This is a genomic window from Mesorhizobium sp. WSM3859 (assembly GCF_002295065.1).
In the GTDB taxonomy this organism is placed as follows: domain Bacteria; phylum Pseudomonadota; class Alphaproteobacteria; order Rhizobiales; family Rhizobiaceae; genus Mesorhizobium.
Map to the genome: position 1 here is coordinate 375,271 of NZ_NSGG01000001.1, position 25,189 is coordinate 400,459.

Genomic DNA, 25,189 nt, shown 5'->3' on the forward strand with positions numbered 1-25,189 from the left:
GCTCTACTTACCGACCTGGCTTTTCACGAAATCCTTCACGATCGCCACGATGCCGCGCGACAGAAGGCTGTCGAAGGCATCGACGAAGCGGTCGACATGCTCGCGCTGGCAGATAAGCGGCGGCTCGAGCCGGATGACGTTGCGGTTGTATTCGGTGAAGGCGACGAGCATGTCGTAATCGCGCAACAGCAGCGACCCGACGAAGCCCGACAGCGAGCCCTTCAGCTTGTCGTCGAGCACGCTCACCACCGGACGCAATACCATCGGCAGGGTCTGCGAGAAATCGTGGAACTCGAGCCCGATCATGAAACCCTTGCCGCGCACGTCCTTGATGATCTTGGGGTATTTTTCCTTGAGCGCCTTGAGGCGCTGCAGAAGGTACTCGCCGGTCGAGGCGGCGTTGTCGATCAGCCCCTCGTCATAGAGGACATTGATGCCCTCGATCGCGGTGACGCAGGCTTCACCCATGCCGCCGAAGGTCGCCATGGCGTGGATCATCGCCGTCTTCGGCGTGCCATAGGCCTTCATGTAGACGTCGCGCCGGGCGATCATCGCGCCCACCGCCGCCTTGCCGGCGCCCAGCGATTTCGCCAGCGCCGTCACATCCGGCACCACGCCGTAATGCTCGAAGGCATAGAAACGGCCGGAGCGGCCATAGCCGCACTGCACCTCGTCGGCGACCCATAGCACGCCATGCCGGTCGCAAAGCGCGCGCAGCTTCTGCCAGTATTGCGCCTCTGCCTGGATGATGCCGCCGCCGCCCTGGATGGTTTCCAGCACGATGACGCCGATCTCGGGATCGCTCTTGAACAGCCGCTCGACGGCGTCGATGTCGGCGAAGGGCACGCGCACGACATTGTCTGCGACCTTGAAGTCGGCGCGGTAGAGCTGGCCGTCGGTGATCGCCAGCACGCCCTTGGTCTTGCCGTGAAAGGAATTCTCCGCATAGACGACCTTAGGCCGCTTCGAACCGGCGGAGCGCTCGGCGAGCTTCACCGCCGCTTCCATGGCTTCCGAGCCGGATGAGCCGAGGAACACCATGTCGAGGTCGCCGGGCGAGCATTTGGCGATGTTGTGCGCAAGTGCGGCCGCATATTGCGACATGAAGGCAATGGCGATCTCCTGGCGCTTCTCCTCCTGGAACTTTTTGCGGGCTTCCAGGATGCGCGGATGGTTGTGGCCGAAGGCCAGCGAGCCGAAGCCGCCGAAGAAATCGAGGATCTTGCGACCGTTCTGGTCGATATAGAACATGCCCTCGGCGCGCTCGATCTTGACCTTGTGGAAGCCGAGCAGTTTCATGAAATGCAGCTGGCCGGGATTGAGATGCGCTTTGAACAGGTCGGTGATGCGAGCGACATCCAATGCCTTGGCCTCTTCGACGCTGATCAAATCGGGCTTGGCGATGGAGGCAGGCGACAGCGCCGGCGCCTCGACCAGCGTTCGCATGCCTGTCTGTTCCGGCTTGGCCATGACGGTCATCTGAAAAATCTCCCCTTGGTCGCCTTTATTCGGCGGGCACGTGTCTGGTGACGACGGCCTGGCCGTCCTTCTTGGCGCGGTACTCGCTGTAGGCGGCGATCAGCATGTCCTCGTCGCGATATTGCGGCACCCAGCCGAGCTGGCGCTCGGCCTTGGACACGTCGAGCACGCATTCCTCGTCGGCGATCAGATACTGCTCCGGATCCATAATCGGCATGTTCAACAGGTCGAGCAGGTCGAGCGTGCGCTTGACCGCCCAGCCGGGCGTCGGCAGCAGGATCGATTTCGAGCCGGCATGGCGGATGAGGTCGCCGAGCAGTTTCTTGACCGGCGGCGGATTGAGCGAGCCCAGATTATAGGCCTCGTTCGGCACGCCGGCCTTCCAGGCGGCGCGGGCGGCTTCGGCGCAGTCGAACACCGAGATGAACTGATAGGGATTCCTGCCCGAGCCTATCATCGGCACCGGAAGATTCCAGTCGATCAGCTTGAACAGCTTTTCCAGGATGCCGAGCCGGCCGGGACCGATGATGAGGCGCGGCCTGAACAGCGAGATCGACATGCCGCGCTTGCGCCATTCGGCGGCGAGTTCTTCGGTCTTGAGCTTTGACAACCCATATTCGCCGAGCGGCGCGACCGGGTGATCCTCCGTCATCGGCAGCACCACCGTGTGGCCGTAGATCATATCGGTCGTGTAGTGGACGAGCTTCGAGGCGCCGGCCTTGTCCATCGCCTGGATGATGTTCTCGGTGCCGTGGAAATTCACCGGAAAGAAGAAGTCGTGCCGCTTGGCGCGCACCTGGATCGGCGAGAGCATCTTGGCCGACAGATTGTAGACCATGTCGTCGGCCCTAAGCCCGACCGCCGCGACCGAAGCCGGATCGGTGACATCGCATGTGATGAAGCGCATCGAGCGATAGTGCGGCAAGTCGCTCTTCACGATGTCGGCAACGACGACATTCTCGCCGTCGGCGACGAGCTTGGGGGCAAGGTGACGGCCGACGAAGCCGTCGCCGCCGAAAATCATATGTCTCATCGAACAATCTCGCTTGTGCCGATTTTGTCGGGAGTGATGGAGGCGGTCCGGTCCTCGTGTCCGCGCCCACCCATTTCTCTGCCACTCTGGGCAATCAGGATCGTGCCGACGCAGATGCAGGCGATGCCGGCGATGCGCCAGCCATTGAGGTCCTCGCGGAAGACGAAATAGGCAAAGATCGCCACGGCGACATAGGCGAGGCTGAGGAACGGATAGGCGAAGCTGAGCTCGACCTTGGACAGCACATAGAGATGCGACGCCATCGAGATGACGAAGGTGCACAGGCCGAGGAACACCCAGGGGCTGAACACGATCTGCAAAAGCCTGACGAGCGGATTGACCCCTTCGAAGGAGATCGGCCCCATCGACATCATGCCTTGCTTCAGCATCAGCTGCGCAGCGGCATTGGTCATGACCGTGAAGAGAATGAAGATTATGTATTTCATTGTTGCCACCCCGCCCCTTGGGCGGTCCTATTACAAACCTGCAAATATTTCGTGAAGCCGTGATATTGTTTCGAGTAAACCCTGGCGTAACACTTTATTTACCATGATCTATTCGAATTTTATCTATTCCGCGGCTTCAGCCCTCCCTTGTCCGATCTCCAATCTCATGGCGGTACGCGCCCAGAAGCTTGACAGGAAAGCCGGGTCGCGAAGCGCCTCCAGCCGCTGCCATTGCGGGAACGACGCGGCGAATGTCTCAGGCCCCATCCGGGCGTCCTTGTAGGGGTTCACCGCGCCACCCGCCTCGACCGTGATGCGATCGAGCTCGGCGAGCAGCCACAAAGTCCTTTGGCCCTTGTTCGGGAAATCGAGCGTCAGCGTGTAGCCGGGGCGCGGGAAGGACAGCAGCGCCGGTGAGCGGACGTCGCCGAAGCGCTTGAGCACCGTCAGGAACGACCCCTGCCCTGCCCGTCGTGCCGCCTCGAGCAGCGCCGGTACGGCGTGGCGGGCGTTGGCCTCCGGCACCAAGCTTTGGTGCTGGAAAAGTCCGCGTGGCCCGTAGAGCCGGTTCCAGTCGCGGACGCCGTCGAGCGGAAAGAAGAAACCCTGATAGCCCGCTTGGCGCGGAACCGGAGACTTGCCCTTTTTCCAGCGGTAGGCCGCGTTGAAGACGGTGAGGAACGGCCGGTTGAGGACATTGAATGGCGGCTGCACCGGCACGGAAAGCCGGCTGCCGGCGCGCGCGGCGGCATGCGAGCCGTGCTCGGCATGGTTGCCGGTGAGCAAAAGCCCGCGCCCGCGCCCATGGCCACGGGCAAGCTGGTCGATCCAGGCGACGGCATATTCATTGGCCTGGTCGGCCGCCTCGGCAAGATCGAAGAATTCGCCGAGGTCGCGAAACCGCGTCGCCTTTTCCGCTATGTCGAGCGAGGGCACCCGCATCAGCCTGATCGATGCCGAAAGGATCAGCCCGGTCAGCCCCATGCCGCCGATCGTTGCCGCGAACAGACGGACATTCTCGGTCTGCGAGCAGCGATAGGTTCGGCCGTCGGACCGAAGCAGCGTCAGGGCCTCGACATGGCAGCCGAAGGTACCGCGCCGATGGTGGTTCTTGCCATGGACGTCGTTGGCGATCGCGCCGCCCAGCGTCACGAACTGCGTGCCTGGAACCACGGCCGGAAAGAAGCCGTAGGGCGCGGCATGCGCGATGATGTCGCCAAGCAGCGTACCGGCACCCGCTTCGAGCACGCCGGTCTCGGCGTTGAAGGAACGGATGCGGTCGAGCGGCCGCATGTCGACCACCATGCCGGCATCATTCTGGCAACTGTCGCCATAGGAGCGGCCATTGCCGTAGCCGAGCAGCGATCCGGCTTTCGCATCGCCGCGCTTCAGCAAGGCGATCGCCTCGTCCGCCGGGATCGCCTTGCGTGCCGGCGGCGTCGCCAGTCCGAAGCTGCCGAAGCGCCTTTCCCCCATCACCAGCCTCCCGCGACGAGGAAGACCGCGCCGATGGCGACGACGATCTGGCTGCGCCAGTCGCGGATGATGAAGACGACCGGATCGTCATGCATCTCGTCGCGCCGGGCGAGGATCCAGACGCGCATCGTCAGGTAGAGCACGATCGGCGCCAGCGGCCATATCAGCCAGGGATGCGGGTAAAGCTCGCGCACCGCCGGGCTGTCCATATAAAGCGCCAGGACCAGCGCCGAGGAGAAGGCCGACGCCATGCCGGCCTGGGCGACGATCTCCTGGTCCTCGGTGCGATAGCCGCGGCCGGCAATGCGCTCGCCCGGGGGAATGGCGGTGGTGCGAAGTTCGACGAAGCGCTTCACCAGCGCCAGCGACAAGAAGAAGAAGATCGAGAAGGCAAGCAGCCAGAAGGAAACGTCGACGCCGGTGGCGGCCGCGCCCGCAAGCACGCGGATCGTGTAGAGACCCGCAAGCGTCAGCACGTCGATCAGAAGCATGCGCTTGAACGACAACGAATAGGCAGTGGTGACGACCAGATAGCCGGCAAGCACGCCGAGGAATTCGATCGGAAGGAAGAGGCCGGCCGCGATGCCGATCGCAAGCAGCGCCACGATCGCGCCCATGCCGAACGGAATCGACAATGCGCCGCTGGCGAAAGGCCGGTTGCGCTTGGTCGGATGCTTGCGGTCGAGGGCCAGGTCGAAGAAATCGTTGAGGATGTAGATGGCGGACGCCACGGCGCTGAAGGACACGAACGCCAGCAGGCATTCCCAGATCATATTGGGATTGAAATATTCGTGCGACAGCACCATCGGCACAGCGATCAGCGCGTTCTTCAGCCACTGATGCATGCGCAGCATCTTGATGTAGGTCCTGAGCGTCGACTTCGGCGCCGGCATGGCCTCGGCTTGATGCGCCGCCTGCCAGCGCCGCGCGCTGCGGTCGGGCGCCACCACGAGCGCGTTGCGCGCCGCGTCGAAAACCTTGAGGTCGTGGCGGCTGTTGCCGGCATAATCGAAGCCCGCATCGCCATAGGCGGCGACCAGAGCGGCACACTTGCGGCCCGAGGTCATGTTATGCGGGCCGTCGGTCGCCAGCACGCGATCGAAAATGCCGAGATGCGCCGCGATCGCCTCGGCGAATTTGCGCGGCGTTCCCGTCGCCAGCACGATCGCGCGGCCCTCCCGATGCTCGGCGCGCAAACGGTCGATCAATTCCTGACGGTAAGGCAGCGAGGCCGGGTCGATGTCGACGCGCAGGGAAATCTCCTGCTTGAGCCGCGCCGGACCGCCGGTCAGCCAGAGCGGCAGCAGAAAGAGATAGAGCGGGTTCTTCTTAAGGAGGATGAACAGGCCTTCCCACAGAAGGTCCGTTGCAACCAACGTACCGTCGAGATCGACCGCAAGCGGAATTGCGTTCCTGTCCGACCTCGCGTCCATTGTCCTGCCCTGATCGAGCGCAGGATCCCGAAACTCCAAATCTCGGAAAGGACCACGCGCCAATTCAACCCACGCCGTGTGCCGGCGTCCTTGGGGCAGATATAGCCGGGGTTGACGCAGCGAACGTTAAAACGTCCGGTTGCAGCGCGTAGTCATACCGGTTTTTCGGGTGTCATCGTTAAGCGTCGGCTACCGGAAACGATAAAAGGCCGGACAATGGTCCGGCCTTTGCCAATCTTACCGCGCCAATCTGTGGCGCGTTACTTGATGCGGGCGGTCCCGCCCGAAATTTCGACCGTTTCGGAACCGGTCAGCGCTTCGAGGTCACCGTTGGGCAGGGTGACGAAGCAGCCGTTCGGGCAGAACTCCACCGTCTCGCCGGCACCGAGCGTCAGCTCGCTCTTGGCGCCGCCTTCGGTCACGACCAGGGTCCGCGTCTGAGCGTCCCTGTTGATCGCGCTGGCGGCGAAAGCCGAACCGCCCAAGGCCAGCAAAGCGATGGCGGCAACGACAGACTTCCACATTGCATTTCCGGTGTTCACACACCGCCTCTGTTCAAATTTGCAAGGCATTCTCGCCCTTTGCATCGGAGCTTATATGAGATGTTACCTGAACCGCAACTGAATGCCGCATTCATGCCACAATCGGTTTCGGCTCCGGACAAGCGCAGGAAGCCGCTGTTTGCAGGCCGGCCTCACCTGAATATCGATGCACCTTAGCCGGGGTCGGGCTTGCGGCCCCTGCGCTTCATCTTGGCCAGCCGTTCCCGTTCGGCAGCGGCTTCCTCCTCCAGCCTCTGGCGCTCGGCGAATTCGGCTTCGATCTTGTCGTCGTCGATCGGCCAGGCTTCGTGCTTCTTGGTCTCGACCACCGCCCGCGGCGTCGAAGGGATCTCGATCTGCTCCTCCTCGAAGATATCGAAGATCGCGAAGCGGATATCGTTCTGCACGACACTGCTGTTCATGATGTCGGCCACGAACACGCGGATTTCGAACTCGAGCGCGGCAAGGCCGAAATTGGCGAAGAGAATGAACGGCTCGGGATTCTTCAGCACCATTGGATGGGCGCGCGCAATGTTGGTCAGCAGGGCATGGACGCGTTTGACGTCGCTGCCATAGGCGACGCCGACTTTGATGTCGACGCGCCCCAGCTTGTTGCGATGCGTCCAGTTGCCGACCGCATTGTTGATGAGGTTCGAATTGGGCAGGATCACCGACTGCCGCTGGAAGGTCTCGATCTCGGTGGCGCGCACGCTGATCTTGCGCACCGTGCCGCTGACGTCGCCGGCGACGATCCAATCGCCGACCTTGAAAGGCCGCTCGGCAAGCAGGATCAGGCCCGAAACGAAATTCGACACGACATTCTGCAGGCCGAAGCCGATACCCAGCGAAAGGGCGCCGGCAACCAGCGCCAGGTTGGAAAGATCGATGCCGGCCGCCGAGATGCCGACCAGGCCGGCAATCGCCACGCCGGCATAGCCGACACCGAGCCGGATCGAATTGCGCACGCCGGCATCGACCTTGCCGCGCGCCATCACCGAGCCGTCCAGCCAGCCCTGGAACCAACGCGTCAGGAAATAACCGATGACGAAGACGACAATGCCGCTGAGGATGCCGAGGAAAGAGATGGTCACCGAGCCGATCGAGACGCCGGTTGCCAGCTTGTAGGCCCAGGCCTCGATATCGCCGGGCTGGAATCCCCACATCAAAAGGATCAGCGGCAGGAACACCACGACGATCATCAGGTTGATGGCGATGCTGACCACCAGGCCGAGCTGGTCGAGGGCGGTATCCTCGTAACTCGAATTTGCCGAAAGCCAGCGCCCTACGGACGTGTCGGCGAAGCCACCCTCCTCGCCGATCGCGCGCGCCGACAGGAAGCCGATATAGGCCGTCACCAGGACCGTGCCGGTGACAACCACCTGCAGCGAAACGAAGATGGCCAGGCCGATATAGCCGAGCAGGGCCGCAGCGATAGTGAACAGGCCGAGCCCGATCGTAAGAAAGCGCAACCATGCCGGCCACGGGCGCCAAGAGCCATCGCTGGCCCTGAACGGTCTCAGCAATCCCATCAGAATCAGGATGACGCCGACAATAATGGTGGCGACGAAGCTTCTGGCGATGGTCAACGACAGCGGCGAACCCATCTTGTCGTTCACAACCGTCAGAAAATTGTTGAAGCCGAGAACAAGCGCCATCGCCGTCGCCAGGCGCACCAGCCAGCGCGCAGGGCGGGTTGCGACCGGGATCAGGCGCCAATTCGGCAGGCGCGGCTCCAGCGCCGCGTTGGCCAGCCGGTTGACGCAGAATACCAGCGCGACGACAGTCAGCAGTGCATTGAGGAACGTGCCGATGTCGCCGCGCAGCACATTGTAGTAGTTGAAGAAAAACACCGTCGAGGCGAGAAACACGCCAAGCGCCAAGGTCGGCAGCAGCGTCGACCAGAACGCCACGGAAAGCCGGCTTAGATAAGACGGCTCCTCGACCGAGGGATCGGGTTCGAAGATACGGCCGAACAGACGTCTGCCACCAACCAGAAGCACCGCCGCCAACATCAATGCCATCAAGGTCGCGGCAAGCATCGCCTGGAATTTGAATTTCAGCGCGAAGGTCAACCAGGAAGTTACTGCTTTATAAAGTCCGGTAAATTGCTCATGCGCGTCCGAGAAGGCCTGCGGGCTCAGCGCGTCGGTCAGATCATAATGCTTGGTGATGAAGCTCCGGAAAAGCTCGGTTCGCATCGTGCCAATCTTCTCGACCAGGCCGTTGATGCGAATCGCCAGGTTCTCCGCACTGGCGACAACCGCGTTGATCTCGGCCTTCTCGGAAGTGAGCGCGCCGCGTTCATTGCTGACGACCTCAGGCTCAGGCGGCTGCCCTTCGGCCGGGGGCGGTCCCAGCACCTGGACTCGGTTGTTGATGTCGGTGAGGCGCGAACGGAATGCCAGCGCGCTCGTCAGCGCCGCGCGCGAAATATCCTCGAGCTGCAGCCGGATGTCGACCAGCCCCGCATCGTCCTGGTCGGGGTCGCTGAGTTTTTTCTCCAGGCCGTCGGTCTTGGTCGTAAGGTCCTGGATGACCTTGGTCTGGTCGGCAATGAGCTGCGACGAGCCGTGGCCGATCGCCTGCGCCGACGCCTCGAACGCCGGCTGACCGAAGACAGCGACGATGACGACCAAGATCAGGCGTAGCAATCGGAAAAACATGGCGCTGTGGCGACTCGCGGCCGAAAAACCCTCGAAATTTCCGCCCTTGATAAAGACCGGCCTATCGGGCGGCAAGCCGTCCCGGTCGTGTCGGGCGGAGTCGGCCTGTCGAAAAGCAATGGCGCAATCTTGGCTTTGCGCTTCCCGCCTGCTCTATAGTCTGCCGCCTCGCATCATAAGGACGATAGGAAGAATGGCGGAATATTCAGCCTTTTCGCTGCTCAAGAACGCGCTGACGGGCAACAAGGATTGGAAGCCCGCGTGGCGCAAGCCGGACCCCAAGGCTTCCTATGATGTCATTGTCATCGGCGGCGGCGGCCACGGCCTTTCGACCGCCTATTACCTCGCCAAGGAACACGGCATCACCAACGTCGCGGTGCTGGAAAAAGGCTGGCTCGGCTCCGGCAATGTCGGCCGCAACACTACCGCCGTGCGCTCCAACTATCTCTTGCCGCAGAACACCCGCTTCTACGAACATTCGATGAAGCTGTGGGAGAACCTTTCGCACGACCTCAACTACAACGTCATGTTTTCGCAGCGAGGCTGCCTCAATCTCGCGCACACGCCCGCCCAGCTCGACGACTACGCAAGGCGCGGCAACGCCATGCGCCATCTCGGCGTTGATGCCGAACTGATGAGCGTCGACCAGATCAAGCGCCTCGTGCCGGCGCTGGACGTCTCGGGATCGGCGCGCTTCCCGGTTCTCGGCGGGCTGATGCAGCGGCGCGCCGGCAGCGCCCGCCACGACGCCGTCGCCTGGGGCTATGCGCGCGGCGCCGACCGGCGCGGCGTCGACATCATCGAGAATTGCGAGGTCACCGGCTTCCTGCGCGACGGCGGCCGCATCATCGGCGTTTCGACGACGCGCGGCGAGATCCGCGCCAAGAAGGTCGCGCTTGCTGTTGCCGGCAGCACCGGCCGCGTCATGCAGCTTGCCGGCATTTCGCACATGCCGATCGAGAGCCATGTGCTGCAGGCCTTCGTCTCGGAATCGCTGAAGCCGATCATCGACACGATCCTGACCTTCGGCATGGGTCACTTCTACATTTCCCAGTCGGACAAGGGCGGCCTCGTCTATGGCGGCGACCTCGACGGCTACAACAGCTACGCCCAGCGCGGCAGCCTGCCGATCGTCGACGAGGTGATGAGCGAGATGCTGGCGCTGTTCCCGGGTCTCGCCCGGGTGCGCATGCTGCGCTCCTGGGGCGGGCTGTGCGACATGACGATGGACGGCTCGCCGATCATCACCACCGGCCCGCTGCCGGGCATGTATCTCAATTGCGGCTGGTGCTATGGCGGCTTCAAGGCGACGCCCGCGTCGGGCTGGTGCTTTGCCTACACCATCGCCAAGGACGAGCCGCACGAGTTCAACGCGCCCTTCACGCTCGACCGTTTCTATCGCGGCTTGATCATCGACGACAAAGGCCAGGGCGCGACGCCCAGATTGCATTAGGTTTCGAAATACATGCTGATCACCTGTCCCTATTGCGGCCCGCGCGACGTCATCGAATTCACCTACCAGGGCGACGGCAATCGCGAACGGCCGCAGCCGGCCTCGCAAGATCTCGATGCCTGGAACGCCTATGTCTACGACCGCCTGAACCCGGCCGGCGACCACAATGAGATCTGGCAGCATTCCGGCGGTTGCCGCGCGCATCTGAGGGTCGTGCGCAACACCATCACCCATGAGATCCTGAGCACGGCCTTCGCCCGTGGCGGCCACAAATCCACTGAGAACAGGGCGGAGGGCCGCTCGTGAGCCCGCGCCGCACAGAGACCGGCGGCCGCATCGACCGGCTGCGCACCATCCGCTTCACTTTCGACGGCGCGCCTTACACCGGCCATGCCGGCGACACGCTGGCCTCGGCCCTGCTCGCCAACGGCGTGACGCTGTTCGGCCGTTCGTTCAAATACCATCGCCCGCGCGGCGTGCTTTCCGCCGGCGTCGAGGAGCCGAACGCGCTGGTGACGGTGCTGCGCGGCGAAGTGCGCGAACCCAACATCCCGGCCACCATGGTCGAGATCTATGACGGGCTCGTCGCCGTCAGCCAGAACCGCACGCCTTCGCTCGCCTGGGACATCGGCGCCATCAACCAGCTCGGCGGCAAGATCCTGTCGGCCGGCTTCTACTACAAGACCTTCATGGGGCCGGTGATCGGTCCGCTGAAAGGCACGCGCTTCTGGATGTTCTGCGAGCATTTCATCCGCCGCGCCGCCGGTCTCGGCAAGGCAGGCACCGCCCCAGACCCGGAGCGCTACGAGCGCATGAACGCATTTTGCGACGTGCTGGTCGTCGGCTCCGGTCCGGCCGGCCTGATGGCGGCGAAGGCCGCTGCCGACCAGGGCGCCCGCGTCATCCTCGCCGATCTCGAAGCCCACTTCGGCGGCTCCGCCAACTGGTCGGGCGAAACCATCGACGGCATGCCCGCCGCCGACTGGGCCCAGCGCATGGTGGGACAGCTCGGAGGCAACGACAATGTGCGACTTTTGCCGCGCACCACGGTTTGGGGCTATTACGACGGCAACACACTGGCCGCGCTGGAACGGGTGACCGACCATAAGGAAGTGGCGGCCAAGGGCGAGCCGCGCCAGCGCTACTGGGCGATCCGCGCGGGCAGCGTGGTGCTCGCCACCGGCTCCTTCGAGCGGCCGCTGGTGTTCCCCGGCAACGATCGTCCCGGCGTCATGCTGGCCCATGCGGCCGAACGTTACGCCAATGAATATGGTGTGCTGCCGGGACAGCGCATCGCGCTCTTCACCAACAACGACAGCGCTTACCGCTCGGCCGTCGCCTTGAAGAAGGCCGGCGCCGCGGTCGTTGCCATCATCGATGTCCGCAGCGACATCTCGAACGAGATGCGCCGGATGGCGAGCGAAGCCGAGGCCGAGCTGCTTGCCGGTCATGCCGTGGTCGCGACCGAAGGCGGCAAGGCGCTCACCGGCCTCAAGGTGCAGCGCTTCGACGCCATGAGCGGTTCGCTCAGCGGCGACGAGCGCAGCATCCATGCCGACAGCCTTCTGATGTCGGGCGGCTGGTCGCCGACCATCCATCTCGCCAGCCAGGCCGGCGCGAAGGCCGAATGGGACCCGGCGAGACAAGCCTTCCTGCCGCCGAAGCCGACGCAACGCTGGATCGGAGCCGGCGCCTTCACCGGCAGTTTCTCAACCGCCGAGGCGATCGCCGAAGGCCGCGCTGCCGGTCTCCAGGCCGCCGGGGGTGCGGCATCGTCCGCTCCCCTGCCCATCGTTGAGGCTGTACCTGGCGATCCCGATCCCGCGCCGGTCTTCGAGATCAAGGCCAAGGGCAAGAGCTTCGTCGACTTCCAGCACGACGTGACCGCCGAGGACGTGCGGCTCGCGCATCGCGAAGGCTTCGTCTCGGTCGAGCATCTGAAGCGCTACACCACGCTCGGCATGGCGACTGATCAAGGCAAGAACTCCAACGTGCCAGGCCTCGCCATCATGGCCGAGGCGCTGGGCAAGCCAATCCCCGAAGTCGGCACGACGCGCTTCCGCCCGCCCTATACGGCGGTGTCGATCGGCTCGCTGGCGGCCGAGCGCTTCGGCGACCTCAAGCCGGAACGGCTGACCCCGATGCATGACTGGCACATCGCGAATGGCGCAAGGATGTATTCCGCAGGCCTCTGGTACCGGCCGATGATCTACGGCCTTGCCGGCGAAACCGTCGAGCAGGCCTATGTCCGCGAATCCAAGGCAACGCGCGAAAGCGCCGGCATCGTCGATGTCTCGACACTGGGCAAGATAGCGGTTCAGGGGCCGGACGCGGCCGCGTTCCTCGATCGCGTCTACACCAACATGTTCTCCACGCTTGCGGTCGGCAAGGCGCGCTACGGCCTGATGCTGCGCGAGGACGGGCTTGCCTTCGACGACGGCACCACCTGGCGGCTCGGCGAGCAGGAATTCCTGATGACCACCACCACCGCCAATGCCGGCAAGGTGATGCAGCATCTGGAGTATTTCCTCGACGTCATCTGGCCGGAGCTGAAGGTCACTGTCACGTCGGTCACCGACGAATGGGCGGGTGCCGCGATCGGCGGCCCGAAGGCGCGGGTTATTCTTGCCGCTTGCGTCACCGGCACCGCCGTCGACAACGCCACCCTGCCCTTCATGGGCATCGTCCATGGCCGGATCGCCGGCGTGCCGGTGATGATCTGCCGGCTGTCCTTCTCCGGCGAAATGGCGTTCGAGGTCTATTCCGGCGCCGGCTACGGCACCCGCGTCTGGGAAGCCTTGATCGAGGCCGGCAAGCCTTTCGGACTTGTCACCTACGGGCTCGAGGCGCTCGGCACGATGCGCATCGAGAAGGGCCATGTCACCGGCGCCGAGATCGACGGCCGCACCACGGCGCGCGACCTCCATCTCGACTGGATGCTGTCGAAGAAGAAGCCCTTCATCGGCTCGGCCATGATGGACCGCGAAGGCCTGATCGCGTCCGACCGGTTGCAACTCGTCGGTGTGGTCGCGCTCGACAACCGGCCACTCAATGGCGGCGGACATATTGTCGAGGAGCTGGACGAGGCCAATCCGCACGACTCGCTCGGCCACATCACCGCCTGCTGCTATTCGCCGGCGCTGGGCAAATATATCGCGCTGGCCCTGGTCAAGGGCGGCAAGGCGCGCCACGGAACCCGCGCCTTCGTCTCGGATCCGCTGCGCAACCGGTTCGGGCCGATCGAGATCGTCTCCAACCATTTCTACGATCCGGACGGGAGCCGCATGCATGGCTGAGCCGCATTTGCCCGAACGCCAGTCGCCGCTCGAGCCGGAGCACCACCCGGGCTCGCATGGCAATTTCGAACATGGCGTCGATGTCATCTTGTCCGAGACGCGGGCAGGTTCGATCCTGCAGCTCGCCGCATGGCCGGGCGAAGAGAAGCGGCTGATCGAGATTATCCGCAAGGTCACCGGTCTCGCGCTGCCCGACGGCGCCGGCGGCGGCGTGAACAGCGGCGCCCGCGCCGTCTTCGGTTTCGCGCCGGGAAAGTTCACAGTGGTGGATGAGGCTGAAGGCCTGGCTCAGGCCTTTGCCGGGTCGATCACGCCGGCCATCGGCACGCTCACCGATCTCTCGCATGGCCGCACCGCGATCCGCATCGCCGGCCCGAAGGCCGAATGGGTGATGGCGAAGTTCTTCGCCATCGACTTCGCCTTGCCGGCCTTCCCCCTCGGCGCCGGCCGCTCGACCAACCATCACGACATCTTTGCCCAGATCCAGCGCAGCGGCGCCGACCAGTTCGACATCTACGTCTTCCGTTCCTTCGCGCGCTCGTTCTGGAAGGCCTTGTGCCACGCCAGCGAGGAAGTCGGTTATGAGGTGCAGTAGGGCATTTAAGGTGTGTTGAGATTCAGGTCAGGCCAACGCCGGCCTCACTTGAAAATCACGCACCTTTGGTCCAGCCGCTATCTGGCACTATGGACGGCTACAACTGCTGCTTGAGCCTTGGGCCAGCAGGGGCGATAGGTAAGCAATCACCGGCGTTTGCCAAGCAGACGTCCGCTCAGGCATCCAATTCGACCATACCCTTCCATGACTGTTGAGACTTCGGCGACGGCCACGACCCGCTTTGCTCCGGCGGAGGGTCCGTCGATGCTGTTGCCGGCAACCGTCGCTTGCGGCGTGTTCATGACCAGCCTCGACCAGAACGTCGTGGTCACCGCGCTGCCCGGCGTCGGCGAGAGCCTCGATCGCCCGCCAAGCCAGCTTGGGCTGCTGATCACCGTCTATGTCGCGAGCCTCATCGTCACCATGCCGCTCGGCGGCTGGCTGGCCGACCGCTTCGGCCTGCGCAACGTCTATTGCTTCGCCCTGCTCGTCTTCGCCAGCGCCTCGGCCTTGTGCGGCCTTTCGGAAAACATCTGGATGCTGGCCGGCTCGCGTGCCTTGCAGGGCTGCGGCGGCGCGCTGATGGGCACGCTCGGCCAGGTCGTGATCCTGTCGAGCTTCCCGCGCGACCGTACGCTCAAGATCAACATGTATATCTCGCTCGCCGGGCAATCAGGACCGCTGGTCGGGCCGCTTGTCGGCGGCGCGCTGACCACTTACGTCTCCTGGCGCTGGATCTTCTACATCAACATCCCGATCGCGCTGACCGCGGCGCTGCTGGCCGCCTCGCTGTTTCCGTCAACGACCAAGCCGGTGCGCACGCCGTTCGATTTTCCGGGCTTCCTGCTCGTCGGCAGCGGCATGGGCCTGCTGGTCTTCGGCATGGATTCGCTTGCCGCCAAGGATGCCCCGGGCAGCCTGATCGGCATCGAGCTTGGCCTGGCGATCGTCATCCTGGCGGTTGCCGCCTTCTACTGCCTGCGCGCCCGCAATCCGCTGCTCGACCTCAACCTGCTGCGCATCCGCACCTTTCGCATCTCCTTCCTCACCGGCGGTAGCCTCGACACGATCGGTCTCAGCTCCGTGGTCTTCCTGCTGCCGCTGATGTTCCAGCTCGGCTTCGGCATGAGCGCCGTGCAGGCCGGATCGCTGACCTTCGTCGCCGCGATCGGATCCCTGATCATGCGCTTCTTCATGCCGCGGCTTCTGAACCGCTTCGGTTTCCGGCGCGTGCTGGTCGCAAACACGCCGATCGTGGCTTCTCTGGTCGCCGGCTTTGCCCTGATGCAGGCGAGCACGCCAGCCTGGATCGTTCTGGCCTACATCTTCACTTTCGGCGTCTTCCGATCGGTGCAATGGGCCTCGACCGGCAATCTTTCCTATTCGGACATCGCGCCGGAGCAGCTCGCCCGCTTCAGCGCGCTCTATTACATCTTGTGGCAGCTCGCGGTGGCGATCAGCGTCGGCCTCGCGGCGGCGCTGCTCTCGCTGCTTGCCGGCGGCGGCAAGGCCAGCGTCGACGACTACCGCATCCTGTTCGTCGTCGAAGGGCTGATCACGCTTTGCGCGCTATCGGCTTACCTGCGGCTGACGCCGCGCGACGGCGCCCATGTCAGCGGCCACGGCGCGCACATGAGCACCGATTAGCTGGCCGAGATATTCGGCGAGCGGGCTTACTCCGAGAACGTCACCCAGTCCTCGATTGGCGCGCGGTCGGTGCGGAACTCATTTTCGGGCTTGGACGTGTCTTCGTAGCCGAGCGCCATGCCGCATACGACGATCTCCTCGTCGGGAATGTTGAGCACCGGCCTGATCTGCCGATGGTAGGGCGCGAAGGCGGCCTGCGGGCAGGTATGCAGCCCCCTGCCCCGTGCAGCGACCATGATGTTCTGCAGGAACATGCCGTAGTCGATCCACGAGCCCTGGTTCAGTCTGCGGTCGATCGTGAAGATCATGCCGACGGGCGCATCGAAGAAGATGAAGTTGCGGTCATGCTGCGCCCGCATCTTGTCCACCTCGCGCCGGCCGATGCCCAGCGCGCCGTAAAGCCCGAAGCCGTTGGCGCGGCGGCGCGTGAGGTAAGGTTCAAAGAACTGGTCGGGATAATAGCGATACTCGTTCCACTCCGCCTTTTCGGCGCGGATGCCGGAGTTGAGGATCGCGTCGCTGATGCGCTGCTTGACCTCACCCTTGATCACATAGACGCGCCAGGGCTGCATGTTGGTGCCGGACGGCGCGCGCGCGGCGACCGCCAGGATCGCGCGGATCGTATCGTCATCGACCATATCGGGCAGGAAAGCGCGCACCGACCGGCGCGAGGTGATCGCCTCATCGACGATCTCCGCATCCGACGCGATCCGGATGTTCTTCTCAAGCATGGGTCGTCCCTTTCGGCATGGCCAGAAACCCGCAACCCGGTTTCCTTGACGACCATCCGCAGACTATAAACTAGAACTGGTCTCCGACCGGGCGCCCCACTCGCCGCTCGTGCGCGAGCCTTTGCATCAACCGCCGAAAACGCGCAAGCAAATCTTGTGGCCTATGAAAATCTCCTTGATTTTTTCATGGTTTTACCCTCTCATGAAATTTATTCGGATTTTTTCATGAGAAGCCCTTGAGCTCGACCACGGCCAGATCGGAGCAGGACAATGGCGACCGGCTGCTGGCCGGCGACATCCGCGCGCTGCGCAAGGCGCGCGGCCTGACGCTCAGTGAAATTGCGCTCAAGTTGGGCCGTTCGGTCGGCTGGGTCAGTCAGGTCGAGCGGGGCCTCTCCGTGCCTTCGGTCGGCGATTTGCGCGCCTTCGCCGACCTCTTCGATGTGCCGATCAGCCTGTTCTTCAGCCATGACGTGCCGGCCGAGGAAGAGCGTGGCGTGATCGTGCGCGCCGGCCGCCGCCGCGTGCTTGGCACAAGCGAATCGGGTCTGGTGGAAGAGCTTCTGTCGCCCGATCTCGGCGGTAGTTTCGAGGTTGTGCGCTCGGTATTCGCGCCCGGCGCAGAGATGAAGGCCGCAGCACTGCGGCCGACCGAGGAGGCCGGATACATCGTCTCCGGACTGTTCGACATCGAGATTGCGGGCGTCTGGCACCGGCTTGGCGAAGGCGACTCGTTCCGCTTCGACGGCAAGCCCTATCGCTGGCGCAATCCGGGCACCGAGCCGGCGGTCGTCATCTGGGTGGTTTCACCGCCGGTATATTGATTTATTTTGGAGGACAAATATGGCCGGTTTACCGACCACGGCACGCGTGGTGATCATCGGAGGCGGTGTCGTCGGCTGCTCATCGCTCTATCATCTCTGCAAGGCGGGCTGGACCGATTGCGTGCTTCTGGAAAAGAACGAGCTGACCTCGGGCTCGACCTGGCATGCCGCCGGCAACGTGCCGACCTTCTCGTCGTCCTGGTCGCTGATGAACATGCAGCGCTATTCCACCGAGCTTTACCGGGGTCTGGCCGAAGCGGTCGACTATCCGATGAACTACCATGTCACCGGCTCGCTCCGGCTCGCCCACACCAATGAGCGCATGCAGGAATTCAAGCGCGCCAAGGGCATGGGCCGCTACCAGGGCATGGACATCGACGTCGTCGGCCTCGACGAGATCAAGCGCCGCTACCCGTTCATCGAGACGCATGAATTGAAGGGCGCGCTCTATGACCCGAGCGACGGCGACATCGATCCGGCGCAACTGACGCAGGCGCTCGCCAAGGGCGCGCGCGACATGGGCGCCAAGATCATCCGCTTCTGCCCGGTCACCGGCGTCCGTCGCGAGAACGGCGAATGGGTGGTCGCGACGCCGCAAGGCGAGATCCGCTGCGAGATCGTCATCAACGCGGCCGGCTACCGCGCCGCCGAGGTTGGAAAAATGTTCGGCCGCGACGTACCGATGATGGTGATGAGCCATCAGTACGTCTTGTTCGAGGAGATCCCCGAGCTTGCCGCCTGGACGAAGGAGCAGGGCCACAAGCTGCCGCTGCTGCGCGACGTCGATACGTCCTATTACCTGCGCCAGGAAAAGAGCGGCATGAACCTCGGCCCCTATGAGCGCAATTGCCGCGCGCATTGGGCAACCCATAACGATCCGATGCCGGAGGATTTTTCCTTCCAGCTGTTCCCCGACGATCTCGACCGTCTCGAGCACTATCTTGCCGATGCGGTCGCGCGTGTGCCGATTCTCGGCACCGCCGGCCTGTCCAAGGTGATCAATGGGCCGATCCCTTACGCACCGGACGGCAACCCGCTGATCGGGCCGATGCCCGGCGTGCCGAACGCCTTCGAGGCCTGCGTCTTCACCTTCGGCATCGCGCAAGGCGGCGGCGCTGGCAAGGTGCTGGCCGAATGGGTGACCGAGGGGCAGACCGAATGGGATATGTGGTCCTGCGATCCGCGCCGCTTCACCAGCTTCGCCTCGGCGCCCGATTATTGCGTTGCCAAAGGCATGGAGATCTACGGCAACGAATACGCCATCCAGTTCCCGCGCCATGCCTGGCCGGAGGGCCGCAATCGCAAGCTGTCGCCGCTGCATGAGCGCACCAAAGCGCTGGGCGGCCAGTTCGACGCCTATAATGGCTGGGAGCGCGCCACCTGGTATGCGAAGCCCGGCGACGACACGTCCGAGGAAGCGACGCTTACCTTCCGCCGCGACGGGCCGTGGCAGCGCGCGGTGCGCGAAGAATGCCTCGCCGTGCGCGACGCCGCTGCCATCCTCGACCTGCCCGGCTTCTCACGCTTCAACCTCGAAGGGCCGGGCGCCGCCGACTGGCTGGCGCTTCAAGTGACCGGCCTCGTGCCGAAGCCCGGCCGGATCGGCCTCGTTTACTTCTCGGACGACAAGGGCCGCATCGTCACCGAAATGTCGGTCGTGCGCCATGCAGAGGACCAGATGACGCTGATCACCGCCGCGGTGGCGCAATGGCACGACTTCGAATGGCTTAAATCGCGCATGCCGAAGAACGCAGCCTTCACGCTGACCGACCGTACCGAGGAATACTCGACCCAGATCCTCGCCGGCCCGAACTCGCGCAAAATCCTGGCCGAGGTCTGCGACGCCGATTTGACCCTGCCTTGGCTGACGCATCAGGAAACGACCATTGCCGGACGCTGGGCGAAGCTGGTGCGCGTCTCCTTCGCCGGCGAGCTCGGCTGGGAAATCCACACCAAGGTCGCCGACACGCTTACTGTCTTTGACACCGTCTGGGCAGCCGGCCAGAAGCACGGCCTGAAACCGTTCGGCATGTATGCGCTGGATTCGCTGCGACTCGAAAAAGGCTACCGCGCCTGGAAGGGCGATCTGTCGACCGACTATTCGGTCCTGCAGGGCGGGCTGGAACGCTTCGTCAAATGGGACAAGCCCGACTTCCGCGGCAAGGCGGCCTTGCTCAATGAGAAGCAGCAAGGCGTGAAGAAGCGCTTCGTCACCTTGGTCGTCGAAAACCCCGGCGACTGCGACGCGCCCTACATGTCGACGCTCTGGCATGACGGCAGGATCGTCGGCGAGACGACCTCAGGCGGCTGGGGCCACCGCGTCGGCAAGTCGATCGCGCTCGGCATGTTGCGCACTGATCTCACGGAGCCGGGCACGGCGGTCGAGGTCGAGATTTTTGGCGATCGCTTCAAGGCCGTCGTGCAGAAGGACGAACCGCTCTGGGATCCGAAGAACGAGAGGCTGCGCGCATGACCTCCGTCATCCTCACCGATGGCGGCATGGGCCAGGAGCTGGTTCGCCGCAGCAAATCCGAACCGACGCCGCTTTGGTCGGCCAGGGTGCTGATCGACGAGCCGGATCTGGTGCGCGACCTGCATGTCGAATTCATCCAGGCGGGCGCCCGGGTCATCACCATCAACACCTATGCGGCAACACCGGAGCGCCTGGCGCGCGAGGGCGCGGAGGACCTGTTCCAACCGCTGCAGAAGCGCGGTATCGAACTGGCGAGACAGGCCCGCGATGAAGCGGGTGACACAGCCATAGCCGGTTGCCTGTCGCCTCTGTTCGGCAGCTATGCGCCGGCGCTGACCATATCGTTCGAGGACACGCTCGACATCTATCGCCGCATCGTCGCCGAACAGGCCGATGGCATTGACCTGTTTCTCTGCGAGACGATGGCCTCGGCAGAGGAGGCACGCGCGGCCGTCACCGCGGCGTCGGAAAGCGGCAAGCCCGTATGGGTGTCCTGGACGCTTGCCGACCATGGCGCGCCGCGCCTGCGCAGCGGCGAGACCATCGCCCATGCGGTCGGTGCCCTCGGCGACCTGCCGGTCGCGGCCCGACTGCTCAACTGCTGCCGTCCCGAAGCCATCGCCGCCGCCTTGCCGGAGCTCATCGCACTTGGCGGACCGGTTGGCGCCTATGCCAATGGCTTCACCTCTGTCGAGGCGCTGAAGCATGGCGGCACCGTCGAGGTGCTGCATGCCCGCCACGACCTCGATCCGCAAGCCTATGCCGAACAGGCCCTGGGCTGGGTCGACGCCGGTGCCCATATCGTCGGTGGCTGCTGCGAGGTCGGCCCCGCTCATATCGCCGCCTTGCGCGACCGGCTCGAGCAGGCCGGACATCGGATCTCGGGAGTTCAGTGATGCCAAGACCATCGAAGCGGATTACCGCTATCGTTCCTTCGGGCAAGGACGGCTGGGAGGTCCATTCGGAAGCCTGGGCGCGCAAGCAGGCCGGCGAGGACATTATCATGCTGTCGGTCGGCGACCATGACTTCGACACACCTTCGAAGACGATCGAGGCCTGCGTCAACGCCGTGCGTGGCAGCAACCACCATTACACCCCTCTCCCCGGTCTGCCGCGCCTGCGCAAGGCAATGGCGACGGCGTCCACCGCCTGCACCGGCATCGAGACGGAGCCCGACGAGATCATCGCCACGCAAGGCGGCCAGGCGGCGCTTTATGCCGCCGTGCAAACCGTGCTCGATCCCGGCGACCACGCCATCGTGGTCGCGCCCTATTATGCCACCTATCCCAACACCTTCAGCGCCGCTGGCGCCACGTTCACCGTGGTCGAGACGCCGGCGGAGGACGGTTTCCAGCCCCGCGCCGACATGATCCGGGCCGCGCTGAAGCCCAACACCCGCGCCATTCTGATCAACACGCCGAACAATCCGACCGGTGCGGTCTATTCGCGCGAGCGGCTGGAGGAATTGGCCGATATCTGCAAGGAGCACGATCTCTGGCTGCTCTCCGACGAGGTCTACTGGACGCTCGGCGGCGGCGAACACATCTCGCCGCGCTCGCTTCCCGGCATGGCCGAGCGCACGCTGGTCATCAATTCCATGTCGAAAAGCCATGGCATGACCGGATGGCGCATGGGCTGGCTGACCGGCCCGACAAAGATGATCAGGCTGCTCACTGACCTCAACCTGGTGACGACCTACGGCCTGCCGGCCTTCATCTCGATCGCCTGTGCCGAAGCGCTCGAGAACCACTATGGCGTGAAAGAGATCGCCGAGCGCTATGCGGCGCGCCGCGCCCTGATGCTGGAGGCCGTGCGCGGCATGAACGATGTCACCGTGCACGGCTCGGAAGGTGGCATGTACGTCATGCTCGATATCTCCGCCATCGAGCCCGACGACGAGAAATTCGCCTGGGGCCTGCTCGACAAGGAGAAGGTCGGGGTCATGCCGGGATCGAGCTTCGGCGAAGCCGCCGCCGGGCACATCCGCATCAGTCTCTGCCAGCCCGAGCCCATCCTCAAGGAAGCAGCACTTCGTCTGCGCCGCTTTGCTTCCAACTATCGCCGCGAGGCCGCATGACCAAGACTGTTCCCACAAAAGCCCGCGCCGTCATCATCGGCGGCGGCGTCTCCGGCTGCTCGGTCGCCTATCACCTCGCCAAGCTCGGCTGGACCGACATCGTTCTCTTGGAGCGCAAGCAGCTCACCTCGGGCACCACCTGGCACGCGGCCGGCCTGATCGGCCAGCTGCGCGCCTCTCAGAACATGACACGGCTGGCGAAATACTCCGCCGACCTCTACGTCAAGCTCGAGGCCGAGACCGATGTCGGCACCGGCATGCGCCAGGTCGGCTCGATCACCGTGGCGCTGACGGAGGAGCGCAAGCACGAGATCTACCGGCAGGCATCGCTTGCCCGCGCCTTCGATGTCGACGTGCGCGAGATTTCGCCGCGCGAGGTCAAGGAGATGTATCCGCATCTCAACGTCTCGGATGTGGTGGGCGCGGTGCACCTGCCGCTCGACGGCCAGTGCGATCCGGCCAACATCGCCATGGCGCTGGCCAAGGGCGCGCGCCAGCGGGGTGCTGCGATCATCGAGAACGTCAAGGTCACCAAGGTTCACACCAGGAACGGCCGGGTCTTCGGCGTGTCATGGGCGCAGGACGAGGATCAGGGCACGATCGAGACCGACATCGTCGTCAACTGCGCCGGCATGTGGGCGCGCGAGCTTGGCCGACAGAACGGCGTCACCATTCCGCTGCATGCCTGCGAGCATTTCTATCTCGTCACAGAGCCGATCCCCGGCCTCTCTCGCCTGCCGGTGCTGCGCGTGCCGGACGAGTGCGCCTATTACAAGGAGGACGCCGGCAAGATGATGCTCGGCGCCTTCGAGCCGGTGGCGAAACCCTGGGGCATGGACGGCATCCGCGAGGATTTCTGCTTCGATCAGCTGCCTGAGGACATGGATCATTTCGAGCCGATCCTGGAAATGGGCGTCAACCGCATGCCGATGCTGGGCACCGCCGGCATCCATACCTTCTTCAACGGCCCTGAAAGTTTTACGCCTGACGACCGCTACTATCTCGGCGAAGCGCCGGAGCTTGCCGGCTACTGGATGGCGACCGGCTACAATTCGATCGGCATCGTCTCCTCCGGCGGCGCCGGCATGGCGCTGGCGCAGTGGATTAACGACGGCGAGGCGCCCTTCGATCTCTGGGAGGTCGATATCCGCCGCGCCCAGCCGTTCCAGAAGAACCGCCGCTATCTCAAGGAGCGCGTCTCCGAAACGCTCGGCCTGCTCTACGCCGATCATTTCCCCTACCGCCAGATGGCGACCTCGCGCGGCGTGCGCCGCTCGCCCTTGCACGAGCACCTGAAGGCGCGCGGCGCCGTCTTCGGCGAAGTCGCCGGCTGGGAGCGCGCCAACTGGTTCGCTGGGCCCGGCCAGGAACGCGAATACCGCTATTCCTGGAAGCGGCAGAACTGGTTCGACAACCAGCGCGAAGAACACCTCGCCGTGCGCAAGGGCGTCGGCCTCTTCGACATGACCTCCTTCGGCAAGATCCGTGTCGAGGGCCGCGGTGCTTGTGCCTTTCTGCAACGGCTCTGCGCCAACGACATGGACGTGGCTCCCGGAAAAATCGTCTACACGCAGATGCTCAACGCCAAGGGCGGCATCGAGAGCGACCTCACCGTGACGCGGCTTTCGGAAACCGCCTATTTCCTCGTCGTGCCGGGCGCCACCTTGCAACGCGATCTGGCCTGGCTGAGAAAGCATGTCGCCGACGAGTTCGTCGTCATCACCGACGTGACCGCGGCCGAAGCGGTCATCTGCGTGATGGGACCAGAGTCGCGAAAACTGATCCAGAAGGTCAGCCCGAACGACTTCTCCAACGAAGCCAATCCGTTCGGCACTTTTCAGGAGATCGAGATCGGCATGGGTCTCGCCCGGGCGCATCGCGTCACCTATGTCGGCGAGCTCGGCTGGGAGCTTTATGTCTCGACCGAGCAGGCGGCCCATGTCTTCGAGGCGATCGCCGACGCCGATGTCGGCCTGAAGCTCTGCGGCCTGCACACGTTCGATTCCTGCCGCATCGAAAAGGCCTTCCGCCATTTCGGCCACGACATCACCGACGAGGACAATGTGCTGGAAGCAGGCCTCGGCTTCGCCGTTAAGACGGCCAAGGCCGACTTCATCGGTCGCGACGCGGTGCTCAAGAAGAAGGAAGCCGGCCTGTCACGCCGGCTGGTGCAGTTCCGCCTCAAGGACCCTGAGCCGCTGCTCTTCCACAACGAAGCGATCCTGCGCGACGGCAAGATCGTCGGCCCGATCACCTCGGGTAATTACGGCCACCATCTCGGCGGAGCGATCGGGCTGGGTTACGTGCCCTGTGAGGGTGAGAGCGAGGCGGACGTGCTGGGTTCATCCTACGAGGTGGAGATTGCAGGTGAGCGGTTTGCCGCGGAAGCCTCGCTGAAGCCGATGTATGATCCGAAAGCGGAACGGGTGAGGATGTAGCGATTCCTCTGTCGCTTCGGACAGGACTGCCCGCATGAGTGATTATTGGGACCGTGTTACTTGTCCGGCATGGTTGAGGGATCGCGAGCACCATGACGAATACCGACAATCACGATTTCATCGGCGGAAGGCTCGTAGTAGATCAGATAAGGATAAGGCCTCACGACGATCCGGCGCATCGGCCTTTCGTCCGTAGCGACGCCGCTTAGGGGATGTTCAAGCAATAAATTGATGACCGCATGGAGCCTGGCTTGGATTCGCTTCGCTCCTTTGGGTGACTGCAGTGCGATATCGCCGAGAACCTCATCCAACTCGGCTAACGCCGCCAGCGTATAACGAAGCTTCACAGGCCGTGCTTCGCCCAAACAGCACGGACTTCCTCGTCGGTTGCAAATTCACTGCGCGCGGCCTGCGCCCGGGACGTTGCGAGCGAGGCTTTTTCCTCTCGGCCCAGTTGATGAACAGGTTCGTCCCCCTCATCACCCGCGAGGCGCAAGAGGACACGCGCATACTCGTCCTGCAATTCAGGAGGCAAGGTGCGGACACGTTGGACGGCATGTTCGAAGAGCTTGGTCATGCCTTT

Annotated in this window: 20 protein-coding genes; 10 read left to right on the top strand and 10 right to left on the bottom strand. The window is 63.9% G+C overall.

All coding sequences use genetic code 11. The features are described from left to right. Positions 1-3: 3 nt before the first annotated feature. The 7 genes from CK230_RS01800 to CK230_RS01830 form a co-directional block, all read right to left on the bottom strand. The gene (locus tag CK230_RS01800; RefSeq protein WP_176479996.1) at positions 4-1,446 is read right to left on the bottom strand and encodes an aspartate aminotransferase family protein; all 1,443 of its coding nucleotides are present in this window, start codon (positions 1,444-1,446) and stop codon (positions 4-6) included. A 58-nt stretch (positions 1,447-1,504) separates the two neighbouring features. Next, positions 1,505-2,512 (bottom strand): NAD(P)-dependent oxidoreductase, encoded by a 1,008-nt coding sequence (locus CK230_RS01805; RefSeq protein WP_095815476.1) that lies wholly within the window; start codon positions 2,510-2,512, stop codon positions 1,505-1,507. After that, the gene (locus CK230_RS01810) at positions 2,509-2,958 is read right to left on the bottom strand and encodes an EamA family transporter (RefSeq protein WP_095815477.1); all 450 of its coding nucleotides are present in this window, start codon (positions 2,956-2,958) and stop codon (positions 2,509-2,511) included. The genes CK230_RS01805 and CK230_RS01810 overlap by 4 nt, the downstream gene beginning before the upstream one ends. A 123-nt stretch (positions 2,959-3,081) precedes the next feature. Continuing rightward, a complete protein-coding gene (locus tag CK230_RS01815) occupies positions 3,082-4,434 on the bottom strand; it encodes an FAD-binding oxidoreductase (RefSeq protein ID WP_095815478.1) in 1,353 nt (450 codons plus the stop codon). After that, entirely contained in the window at positions 4,434-5,867 is a 1,434-nt protein-coding gene (locus CK230_RS01820) for a UbiA family prenyltransferase (protein ID WP_095815479.1), read from the bottom strand. The genes CK230_RS01815 and CK230_RS01820 overlap by 1 nt, the downstream gene beginning before the upstream one ends. A gap of 260 nt (positions 5,868-6,127) precedes the next feature. Then, entirely contained in the window at positions 6,128-6,391 is a 264-nt protein-coding gene (locus tag CK230_RS01825) for a hypothetical protein (protein WP_095815480.1), read from the bottom strand. A gap of 191 nt (positions 6,392-6,582) precedes the next feature. Continuing rightward, positions 6,583-9,072 (bottom strand): mechanosensitive ion channel family protein, encoded by a 2,490-nt coding sequence (locus tag CK230_RS01830; protein WP_095815481.1) that lies wholly within the window; start codon positions 9,070-9,072, stop codon positions 6,583-6,585. Between the two features lie 193 nt (positions 9,073-9,265). Between CK230_RS01830 and CK230_RS01835 the strand changes: the two genes are divergently transcribed. The 5 genes from CK230_RS01835 (at position 9,266) to CK230_RS01855 (ending at position 16,063) form a co-directional block, all read left to right on the top strand. Beyond that, positions 9,266-10,525, top strand: coding sequence for a sarcosine oxidase subunit beta (locus CK230_RS01835; protein ID WP_095815482.1), 1,260 nt, complete (start codon positions 9,266-9,268; stop codon positions 10,523-10,525). A 12-nt stretch (positions 10,526-10,537) separates the two neighbouring features. Next, positions 10,538-10,831 carry a sarcosine oxidase subunit delta gene (locus tag CK230_RS01840; RefSeq protein ID WP_095815483.1) on the top strand — a complete coding sequence of 98 codons (294 nt, stop codon included), beginning with the start codon at positions 10,538-10,540 and terminating at the stop codon, positions 10,829-10,831. Next, a complete protein-coding gene (locus CK230_RS01845) occupies positions 10,828-13,821 on the top strand; it encodes a sarcosine oxidase subunit alpha (RefSeq protein WP_095815484.1) in 2,994 nt (997 codons plus the stop codon). Before CK230_RS01840 ends, CK230_RS01845 begins: the two co-directional genes overlap by 4 nt. 7 nt (positions 13,822-13,828) lie before the next feature. Beyond that, the gene (locus CK230_RS01850; RefSeq protein WP_095815829.1) at positions 13,829-14,416 is read left to right on the top strand and encodes a sarcosine oxidase subunit gamma; all 588 of its coding nucleotides are present in this window, start codon (positions 13,829-13,831) and stop codon (positions 14,414-14,416) included. A 264-nt stretch (positions 14,417-14,680) separates the two neighbouring features. Next, a complete protein-coding gene (locus CK230_RS01855; RefSeq protein WP_245429790.1) occupies positions 14,681-16,063 on the top strand; it encodes an MFS transporter in 1,383 nt (460 codons plus the stop codon). Between the two features lie 26 nt (positions 16,064-16,089). On the opposite strand, the gene CK230_RS01860 is transcribed toward CK230_RS01855, so the two are convergent. Beyond that, positions 16,090-16,794, bottom strand: a complete 705-nt coding sequence (locus CK230_RS01860; RefSeq protein ID WP_095815486.1) for a nitroreductase — start codon at positions 16,792-16,794, stop codon at positions 16,090-16,092. A 236-nt stretch (positions 16,795-17,030) separates the two neighbouring features. Here CK230_RS01860 and CK230_RS01865 point away from each other — a divergent pair, with 236 nt between their 5' ends. The 5 genes from CK230_RS01865 to CK230_RS01885 are packed head-to-tail and all read left to right on the top strand — an operon-like array spanning position 17,031 to position 24,606. Continuing rightward, positions 17,031-17,618 carry an XRE family transcriptional regulator gene (locus tag CK230_RS01865; RefSeq protein ID WP_245429791.1) on the top strand — a complete coding sequence of 196 codons (588 nt, stop codon included), beginning with the start codon at positions 17,031-17,033 and terminating at the stop codon, positions 17,616-17,618. 19 nt (positions 17,619-17,637) lie between these two features. Then, a complete protein-coding gene (locus CK230_RS01870) occupies positions 17,638-20,091 on the top strand; it encodes an FAD-dependent oxidoreductase (RefSeq protein ID WP_095815487.1) in 2,454 nt (817 codons plus the stop codon). Continuing rightward, positions 20,088-20,987, top strand: coding sequence for a homocysteine S-methyltransferase family protein (locus tag CK230_RS01875; RefSeq protein WP_095815488.1), 900 nt, complete (start codon positions 20,088-20,090; stop codon positions 20,985-20,987). The genes CK230_RS01870 and CK230_RS01875 overlap by 4 nt, the downstream gene beginning before the upstream one ends. After that, positions 20,987-22,168, top strand: coding sequence for a pyridoxal phosphate-dependent aminotransferase (locus tag CK230_RS01880; protein ID WP_095815489.1), 1,182 nt, complete (start codon positions 20,987-20,989; stop codon positions 22,166-22,168). The genes CK230_RS01875 and CK230_RS01880 overlap by 1 nt, the downstream gene beginning before the upstream one ends. Next, positions 22,165-24,606: an FAD-dependent oxidoreductase gene (locus CK230_RS01885; protein ID WP_095815490.1), complete on the top strand. Its 2,442-nt coding sequence runs from the start codon at positions 22,165-22,167 to the stop codon at positions 24,604-24,606. The genes CK230_RS01880 and CK230_RS01885 overlap by 4 nt, the downstream gene beginning before the upstream one ends. 56 nt (positions 24,607-24,662) lie before the next feature. Here the strand turns inward: CK230_RS01885 and CK230_RS01890 are convergent, their stop codons facing one another. Continuing rightward, entirely contained in the window at positions 24,663-24,971 is a 309-nt protein-coding gene (locus CK230_RS01890) for a type II toxin-antitoxin system RelE/ParE family toxin (RefSeq protein ID WP_245429792.1), read from the bottom strand. After that, positions 24,950-25,183 carry a hypothetical protein gene (locus tag CK230_RS01895; RefSeq protein WP_095815492.1) on the bottom strand — a complete coding sequence of 78 codons (234 nt, stop codon included), beginning with the start codon at positions 25,181-25,183 and terminating at the stop codon, positions 24,950-24,952. Before CK230_RS01895 ends, CK230_RS01890 begins: the two co-directional genes overlap by 22 nt. Positions 25,184-25,189 lie beyond the last annotated feature (6 nt).